Genomic DNA, 7438 nt, shown 5'->3' with positions numbered 1-7438 from the left:
CCCGCCCCGGCGCCCGCCCCGTCGCCGTGGGGGGCCACCCGGGCGCCCGCCGCGCCCGAGCGCGTCCCCTCCACGCCGACCTCCGCCCCGACCGCCCCGGCCCCTGCCGAGGCCCCGGGTGCGGCGCTCCCGTGGTCCGCGATCACGTCGGGCTCCGCGCCCGAGCCGGCGAGCGCGAGCCGCGAGGCCGCGTCGCCGTTCGGCGGCGTCCGCGAGGCCGCCCCGGCCACGGCGCCCTCGGACGACCTCTTCCCGCGCGTCCGCTCGCGCGCCGAGGAGGTCGAGGAGCCCGAGGAGGACCTCGACGACGACCCCCGCGGCCCGTCGTACACGTGGCTGCACTACCTCATCCTCGTCGCCGTGGCGTTCGTCCTCGGCCTGCTCGTCTGGACGCTCGTCTCGCGCGACGACCCCGGCCTGGCGACGGAGGACGCGAGCGCCTCGGCGAGCGTCGTCGGCACGTGGGACGACCACGCCACACCCGACCCCGGCCGCTGAGCGGCCATCAGAAGGAGACACGTGACTGCCACCGAACGAGCCGTGGAGCTCGCCGTCGTCGCGGCCCGGGCGGCGTCCGACCGCAAGGCCGAGGAGATCATCGCGCTCGACGTGAGCGAGCAGCTCGTCCTCACGGACGTGTTCCTCATCGCGTCCGGGTCGAGCGAGCGCCAGGTCTCGGCGATCGTCGACGCGGTCGAGGAGGCGATGTTCAAGGCGGGCGCCAAGCCGATCCGCCGCGAGGGCAAGCAGGAGGCCCGCTGGGTCCTCCTGGACTTCGGCGACGTCGTCGTGCACGTCCAGCACGCCGAGGACCGCGTCTACTACGCGCTCGAGCGCCTCTGGAAGGACTGCCCGGTCGTCGCGCTGCCCGAGGACGCGCGCGGGGGCGACGGGTCCGCCGACGACGCGGACGACACGACCCGGGGTGACGGCGCCATCCGCCTGTCGGGGGAGCCCCTGGCGTGAGCGCCGGCACGCTCGTCCTCCTGCGCCACGGCCGCACGGCCTACAACGCCACGATGCGCCTGCAGGGCCAGGTGGACATCCCGCTCGACGCGGTGGGGCAGTGGCAGGCCGAGCAGGGCGCGAAGGCGCTCGCGAGCGCCCACCGCGCGACGCGCGTCGTCGCGTCCGACCTCGTGCGCGCCGCGGACACCGCGCGAGCGTACGCGGGCGCGATCGGCACGGACGTCCTGCTCGACCCCCGGCTGCGCGAGCGCGGCTTCGGGGAGTGGGAGGGCCTCACCGGGCCGGAGATCGCCGAGCGCTGGCCCGAGGAGTACGCCGCGTGGCGTCGGGGCGAGGAGCCCGCGCGCGCGGGCGCGGAGAGCAAGGCCGACGTCGCGGCGCGGCTCGTCGAGGCCGTCACCGAGCACGTCGAGTCGCTGGAGCAGGACGACACCCTCGTGGTCGTGTCCCACGGCGCCGCGATCACGCTCGCCGTCACCGCGCTGCTCGGGCTCGACGCCGAGGGGTGGCGCGGGATCTCCGGGCTGCACAACGTGCACTGGTCCCACCTGCACCGTTCCGCACCCACCGCACGGCCCGCGTGGCGCCTCGTGGCACACAACGTCGGGGCCGGGTTCCCGCTCGACGAGTGGAACGCCGGACCGGATTGGAATCTGGAGCCGGTTTCTGCGTAGACTAGCGACGCTCCGCAGGACGGGAAACCGGCCGGAGGAGTGCATGACCTGGATCTTCACGGATCCACGGGGCTGTGGCGCAGCTGGTAGCGCACCTGCATGGCATGCAGGGGGTCAGGGGTTCGAGTCCCCTCAGCTCCACCGAGACCGAAGGCCGTCTCCTCGTCGAGGAGGCGGCCTTCGTCGTGTGCGGTCGATACCGCGATCACCGCGATCCCGGCGTCGGCCGGGGACCCGTGCGGGCCGGTGGTGAGGCGGCTACCGCCAGCCGTGCACGACGACCTTGCCCGTCGTGCGCCCGTTCTCGACGAGCGCGTGCGCCTCGCGCAGCGTCTCGGGACCGATCGGGGCGAGGGTCCTGGTCGTCGTCGCGCGGACACGGCCCTCGTCGACGAGGTCGGCCACCCGGTCCAGGAGGCGGTGCTGCTCGATCATGTCGGGGGTCCGCTGGACGGGTCGCGTGAACATGAGCTCCCAGTGCCAGGCGATGCTCCTGTCCTTCAACGGGAACACGTCGCGCGGTCCGTCGTCGATCGCGACGACGTGGCCGAAGGGGCGCACGATCGTCGCGTACGTCTCGACCTGTCCCTCCGAGTGCGCGGTGAACACCCAGTCCACGCCGTCCGGCGCGATCCCGAGCACCTGGGCGGCCAGGTCGCCCCGATGGTCGACGACGTGCTCCGCGCCGAGGCCGCGCACCCAGGCCGCGCGGTCGTCGTCGGAGGCGGTCGCGACGACCGTGACGCCCGGCAGGAGCGCCTCGGCCAGCTGCAGCATGATCGACCCGACACCGCCGGTCGCGCCGACGACCAGCAGGGTCCCGGTCGAGGCGTCGGTGAGGCCGAGCCGGTCGAACAGGGCCTCCCACGCGGTGATCGCCGTCAGGGGCAGGCTCGCGGCGTCCGCGAAGGAGAGCGTCGCCGGCTTGCGCCCGGTGACGCGCTCGTCCACGACGTGGAGGCGCTGGTTCGTGCCGGGCCGGTCGACGCTCCCGGCGTAGAACACCTCGTCGCCCGGGGAGAACAGCGTCACCGCGTCCCCGACGTCGCGCACCACGCCCGCGGCGTCGAAGCCGAGGACGCGGAACCCGTCGGACGGCGCGCCGGCGCGCAGCTTCACGTCCACGGGGTTCACGGACACCGCCTCGACCTCCACGAGCAGGTCGTGCGGCCCGAGGGCGGGGACCTCGACCTCCCGCACGACGAGGGCGTCCGCGGCGTCGGAGGGCAGGTTCCTCTCGTACCCGATCGCGGTCGTCGTCACCATGGCCCCATGGTTCGATCGCCGCCGGGCGCCGTCAAGGGTGGTGGCGGGGGAGGGGCCCTCGGGCGGGGGTCAGGACGTGCTGACGTGCACGTGGTCGAAGTGGTTCGCGGTCGTGCCGCCGCGGTCCTCCATGCCGGACCACGCGCTCGCGGGGTCGCCGGCCATCCAGATCTGCTGCTGGTAGATGAGGTACGTGATACCGAGCGCGCCAGCGTTGGCCTGGAGGTAGCGCGCGATCTGCCAGCCGGTGTCACCGCTGATCATGATGTCGAGGGCGCGGCCGGTGCCGTGGTCGCCGCTGTCGCCCGGGCGGATGCCGCCGTAGGACGTCACCTGCGGGAAGTGGGCGCACACGGAGCGGTAGACGGCCCGTGCGTTCGCCTGGAGCGAGGACTCGATGCCGCTGCTCACCGAGCACGCGGCGTCGGACGTGCCGCCCGCGCTCGTCGTGGTCGTGGCGGTGCGCGCCTCGGGCTGGGAGGACGACAGGAAGCTCGTCTTGATCCACGCGGCCGAGCCGTCCCAGACGACCTGGCTCCAGTCGCCCTCGGTGGTGCCGGTGACGTCGACGGCCTGGGCGAACTCGGCGGTCGCGACGCGCTCGGCGTCGGCCGACGGTCCGGTCCGCACGTTGACGGCGTCGGTGGTCCACAGCTGGCCGGTGACGACGGGCTCCGGCTCGGGCGGCGGGGCGACCTCGGCCGCGGGGACGACGACGATCTTCGCCGCCGTCTCGACGACCGGGGCCTCCTTGACGGTGGGGGGCGGTGCCGTGCGCTCGGACGAGCGGCTCACGGCGGCCTGCGTGCGCTCGGCGGTCGGCTCGACGCTGAGCGGCGCGAGGTCCGGGTTGCCCTCGGCAGCCTGGGGGCCTGTGCCGACGACGCCGGAGCCGAGCAGGGTCACGAGGGCCAGGGCGGGCAGCTTGAGCGACCGGACCGGCATCGTGGGCAAGGACGGGAGCCGGAAGGAGCGCGCGGGTGAGGCGGGGGCTGCGCTGTGGCGGCCTCGAGACATGAGCGCTCCGGTTCTTCGTGGGCAGGACCGCGCCAGTGTAACCAAACCGTGATCTGGGAAGTCCAGTCGGACATTCCGCGCGTTCGGCACCGACGCGCACCGGGCGGACTCATGAGCAGGAGCGATGGGTCGCATGCCCCGCAGTCGTTGGACGGGCGGACGGGCGCTTCCTACGCTGGTCCGTATGACGGTTCCCTCTGTTCCGACCGTGACCCTGAACTCCGGTCACACCATCCCTCAGCTCGGCTTCGGCGTCTTCCTCGTGCCGCCGGACGAGGCCGAGAAGGCGGTGAGCGAGGCCCTCGAGGTCGGCTACCGCCACATCGACACCGCGGCGATCTACCGCAACGAGGAGGGCGTGGGCGCCGCGATCGCGAAGAGCGGGATCCCGCGCGACGAGCTGTTCGTCACGACGAAGCTCTGGAACGACCGCCAGTCCGGCGAGCAGCCGCACGACGCGATCCGGGAGAGCCTCGACAAGCTCGGCCTCGACCACGTCGACCTGTACCTCACGCACTGGCCCGCCCCCGCGCAGGACCAGTACACGAACGCGTGGGAGAAGCTCGTCGAGATCCGCGACGCGGGCCTCGCGCGCTCGATCGGCGTCTCGAACCACCTGCCCGAGCACCTCGACCGGATCGTCGCCGCGACGGGCGTCGTGCCCGCCGTCGACCAGATCGAGCTGCACCCGGCGTACCAGCAGCGCGACGTCCTCGCGTGGGCCGAGGCGAACGGCACGCGGATCGAGTCGTGGGGCCCGCTCGGCCAGGGCAAGTACCCGCTCTTCGAGAAGCAGCCCGTGGCCGACGCCGCGGCCGCGCACGGCGTGACCCCCGCCCAGGTGGTCCTGCGCTGGCACCTGCAGCGCGGCTTCATCGTCTTCCCGAAGTCGTCGCGCAAGGAGCGCATGGCGGAGAACTTCGACGTCTTCGGCTTCGAGCTCACGGCGGACGAGGTCGCGGCGATCGACGCGCTCGACCCGGGCGACGGCTCGGGCCGCGTGAGCGCGCACCCGTCCGAGGTCAACTGACCCGGACCCGCCAGCACGACGACACGGGGCGCCGTCCGGTCAGGACGGCGCCCCGTGTCGTTCGGTGCGGGCGGTGGTCAGCCGCAGTCGTCGCAGATGCCCGTGGCCGGCAGCACCGTGAAGCACGTCGGGCACACGGCCGGGGCCTTCTCGGGCTCGGCGGCTCGTGCCGTCGTCGTGCGTCGCGGTGCCCGCGCGGGCGAGGTGGACCGTGCGGCCGTGCGACGCGCGGGAGCGGGCGCTGCGGGCGCGGCGCCCGGGACGTCGAACCCGCGCTTGCGCAGCAGGTCCGCGACGCTGACCGGGCTGTTGCGGAACTCCTCGGCGGTCGCGACGCGTCCGGTCGCGTACCGGTGCGCGACGCCGAGGATCGCCTGGGCGTCGTACGCGCGGTCCTCGTGGAGGAGCGGGGTGCCGGGGCTCGGGGCGAACCCGTAGACCCCGAGGAACGCGTCCCGGCCGCGGTCGTCCCAGTCCGCGATCGCCTGGAGGATGTGCTGCCGGGTCACTGCCGAGAAGGTTGCCACGGAACGAGCCTAGACCGCCGGGCGGGGCCGCCCGGCCGGCCCGCGCGTGACCTGGGACACGGGCGGCCGGGCCCCGTCGTCACGGGACGGTGTACCCCGCGGCGCGGAACAGCTCGTACCACTCGGCGCGCGTGAGCGGCACGTCCGAGCCGAGGGCCGCGCCCGCGACGCGCTCGGGGCTCGTCGTGCCGAGGACGACCTGCATCTGCGCCGGGTGGCGCGTGATCCACGCCGTCGCGATCGCGATCGGCGGCACGTCGTACCGGGCGGCGAGGCGGTCGATCACGGCGTTGAGCTCGGGGTACTTCTCGGAGCCGAGGAACACGCCCGTGAAGAACCCGGCCTGGAACGGCGACCACGCCTGGACCGTGATGTCGTGCAGGCGGCAGTAGTCGAGCGTCCCGCCGTCGCGGCTGACCGACTGGTCGAGACCCTGCATGTTCGCCGCGACGCCCTGCGCGACGAGCGGGGCGTGCGTGACGGAGAGCTGGAGCTGGTTCGCGACGATCGGCTGGTCGACGTACCGGCGCAGGAGCTCGATCTGCCCCGGCGTGTGGTTGGACACCCCGAACGCGCGCACCTTGCCCGCGGCGTGCAGGTCGGAGAACGCGCGCGCGACCTCTTCCGGCTCGACGAGGGCGTCCGGGCGGTGCAGCAGGAGGATGTCGAGGTAGTCGGTGCGCAGGGCCTCGAGCGACCCCTCGACGGACGCGACGAGGTGCTCGTAGGAGAAGTCGAAGTACGGACCCTCGCGCACGATGCCGGCCTTGGACTGGATGACCCACTCCGCGCGCTCGGCGGGGGAGAGGTCGAGCGCCTCGGCGAAGCGGCGCTCGCAGCCGTGGAGGTCGGACCCGTAGACGTCGGCGTGGTCGAGGAACGTGATCCCCGCGTCGCGCGCGGTCCGCACGAGCGTGCGGACCTCGTCGTCGGTCTTGTCCTGGATGCGCATGAGGCCGAGCACGACGTTCGGGACGACGAGGTCGGTGCCGGGGAGGGTGAAGGTCTTCATGGGTGCAGCTCCTTCGCTGGGGCGGGTCCGGAGGGCGGGCGTCACGCGGCGGAGAGCCGCGCGACCTCCTCGGGCGTCAGGGTGAGGTCCGCGGCGCGGACCGAGTCGAGGATCGACGCGGGTCGCGACGCGCCGGGGATGGGGACGACGACGGGCGCGAGCGCGAGCTCCCACGCGAGCGTCACCTGATAGACGCTCACGCCGTGGGCGGCCGCGACGTCCTGGAAGACGGCGTGCCGCGCCCCGAGCTCGGCGGCGTTCGCGATCCCGCCGAGCGGGCTCCACGGCAGGAACGCGATGCCGAGGGCCGCGCAGTGCTCGAGCTCGCCCTGGCTCGAGCGGAACCGCGGCGAGAACTGGTTCTGGACCGACGCGAGCCGGCCGCCGAGGATCTTGTTCGCGAGGTCGATCTGCGCGACGTCGGCGTTCGAGATGCCGGCCTGCTGGATCACGCCGTCGTCGAGCAGCTCGACGAGCGCGCCGATCGAGTCGGCGTAGGGGACCGCGGGGTCGGGGCGGTGGAACTGGTAGAGGCCGATCGCGTCGACGCCGAGCCGGCGCGCGGACTCCTTCGCGGCCTGCTTGAGGTAGGCAGGGTCGCCGTTCTGCGTCCAGGTCCCGTCGCCGGGGCGCAGGTGGCCACCCTTCGTGGCGACGAGGACGTCGCTCGTGTCGCCGCCGTACGAGCGCAGCGCACGCGCGATGAGCTCCTCGTTGTGACCGACCTCGTGCGCGTGCAGGTGGTAGGCGTCGGCCGTGTCGACGAGCGTGACGCCCGCGTCGAGCGCGGCGTGGATCGTCGCGACGGACCGGGCCTCGTCCGGGCGGCCCTCGATGGACATCGGCATGCCGCCGAGGCCGATCGCGGAGACCGTCCGGGTTCCGAGCGTGCGCTGCTGCATGGTGCTCCCTCACGGGTCGGGAAAGGCGGGGGTGTCGTCGG

At 73.7% G+C, this 7438-nt stretch carries 8 protein-coding genes, 1 tRNA gene and 1 pseudogene; 5 read left to right on the top strand and 5 right to left on the bottom strand.

The window, feature by feature from the left end; all coding sequences use genetic code 11:
• The 4 genes and pseudogenes from GJV82_RS19470 to GJV82_RS11700 all read left to right on the top strand — a co-directional run.
• Positions 1–498, top strand: a pseudogene (locus GJV82_RS19470) (hypothetical protein); the annotation flags it as partial.
• A gap of 21 nt (positions 499–519) precedes the next feature.
• Positions 520–966 carry a ribosome silencing factor gene (rsfS, locus tag GJV82_RS11710; RefSeq protein WP_162289561.1) on the top strand — a complete coding sequence of 149 codons (447 nt, stop codon included), beginning with the start codon at positions 520–522 and terminating at the stop codon, positions 964–966.
• Entirely contained in the window at positions 963–1643 is a 681-nt protein-coding gene (locus tag GJV82_RS11705; protein WP_024840784.1) for a histidine phosphatase family protein, read from the top strand. The genes rsfS and GJV82_RS11705 overlap by 4 nt, the downstream gene beginning before the upstream one ends.
• 68 nt (positions 1644–1711) lie before the next feature.
• Positions 1712–1784: transfer RNA gene (locus GJV82_RS11700), tRNA-Ala, on the top strand.
• Positions 1785–1901: 117 nt separating this feature from the next.
• Here GJV82_RS11700 and GJV82_RS11695 read toward each other — a convergent pair.
• Together GJV82_RS11695 and GJV82_RS11690 are read right to left on the bottom strand one after the other, a co-directional pair.
• On the bottom strand, positions 1902–2909 hold the full coding sequence (locus GJV82_RS11695) for a zinc-binding alcohol dehydrogenase family protein (RefSeq protein WP_155099349.1): 1008 nt from the start codon (positions 2907–2909) through the stop codon (positions 1902–1904).
• A 69-nt stretch (positions 2910–2978) separates the two neighbouring features.
• Positions 2979–3854, bottom strand: coding sequence for an SH3 domain-containing protein (locus GJV82_RS11690; RefSeq protein ID WP_225873301.1), 876 nt, complete (start codon positions 3852–3854; stop codon positions 2979–2981).
• 256 nt (positions 3855–4110) lie between these two features.
• On the opposite strand from GJV82_RS11690, the gene GJV82_RS11685 reads away from it, so the two are divergent.
• Entirely contained in the window at positions 4111–4956 is an 846-nt protein-coding gene (locus GJV82_RS11685) for an aldo/keto reductase (protein ID WP_155099347.1), read from the top strand.
• A gap of 77 nt (positions 4957–5033) precedes the next feature.
• Here GJV82_RS11685 and GJV82_RS11680 read toward each other — a convergent pair whose 3' ends face one another.
• The 3 genes from GJV82_RS11680 to GJV82_RS11670 all read right to left on the bottom strand — a co-directional run bounded on the left by GJV82_RS11680 (position 5034) and on the right by GJV82_RS11670 (position 7397).
• The gene (locus GJV82_RS11680; RefSeq protein ID WP_024840788.1) at positions 5034–5483 is read right to left on the bottom strand and encodes a hypothetical protein; all 450 of its coding nucleotides are present in this window, start codon (positions 5481–5483) and stop codon (positions 5034–5036) included.
• A gap of 79 nt (positions 5484–5562) precedes the next feature.
• Positions 5563–6495 (bottom strand): aldo/keto reductase, encoded by a 933-nt coding sequence (locus GJV82_RS11675; RefSeq protein ID WP_155099346.1) that lies wholly within the window; start codon positions 6493–6495, stop codon positions 5563–5565.
• 41 nt (positions 6496–6536) lie between these two features.
• The gene (locus GJV82_RS11670) at positions 6537–7397 is read right to left on the bottom strand and encodes an aldo/keto reductase (RefSeq protein ID WP_155099345.1); all 861 of its coding nucleotides are present in this window, start codon (positions 7395–7397) and stop codon (positions 6537–6539) included.
• Between the last annotated feature and the right edge of the window lie 41 nt (positions 7398–7438).

The organism is Cellulosimicrobium composti, from assembly GCF_009711085.1.
Taxonomy (GTDB): domain Bacteria; phylum Actinomycetota; class Actinomycetes; order Actinomycetales; family Cellulomonadaceae; genus Cellulosimicrobium; species Cellulosimicrobium composti.
The sequence above is the reverse complement of the archived record's forward strand: the minus strand, read 5'-3'. Positions and strand labels throughout refer to the sequence as shown.

Bases quoted from the DNA above. Each gene is read 5' to 3' on its own strand.
- GJV82_RS11670 (WP_155099345.1), bottom strand. From the start codon at position 7,397: ATGCAGCAGCGCACGCTCGGAACCCGGACGGTCTCCGCGATCGGCCTC.
- GJV82_RS11690 (WP_225873301.1), bottom strand. From the start codon at position 3,854: ATGCCGGTCCGGTCGCTCAAGCTGCCCGCCCTGGCCCTCGTGACCCTG.
- GJV82_RS11685 (WP_155099347.1), top strand. From the start codon at position 4,111: ATGACGGTTCCCTCTGTTCCGACCGTGACCCTGAACTCCGGTCACACC.
- GJV82_RS11675 (WP_155099346.1), bottom strand. From the start codon at position 6,495: ATGAAGACCTTCACCCTCCCCGGCACCGACCTCGTCGTCCCGAACGTC.
- GJV82_RS11695 (WP_155099349.1), bottom strand. From the start codon at position 2,909: ATGGTGACGACGACCGCGATCGGGTACGAGAGGAACCTGCCCTCCGAC.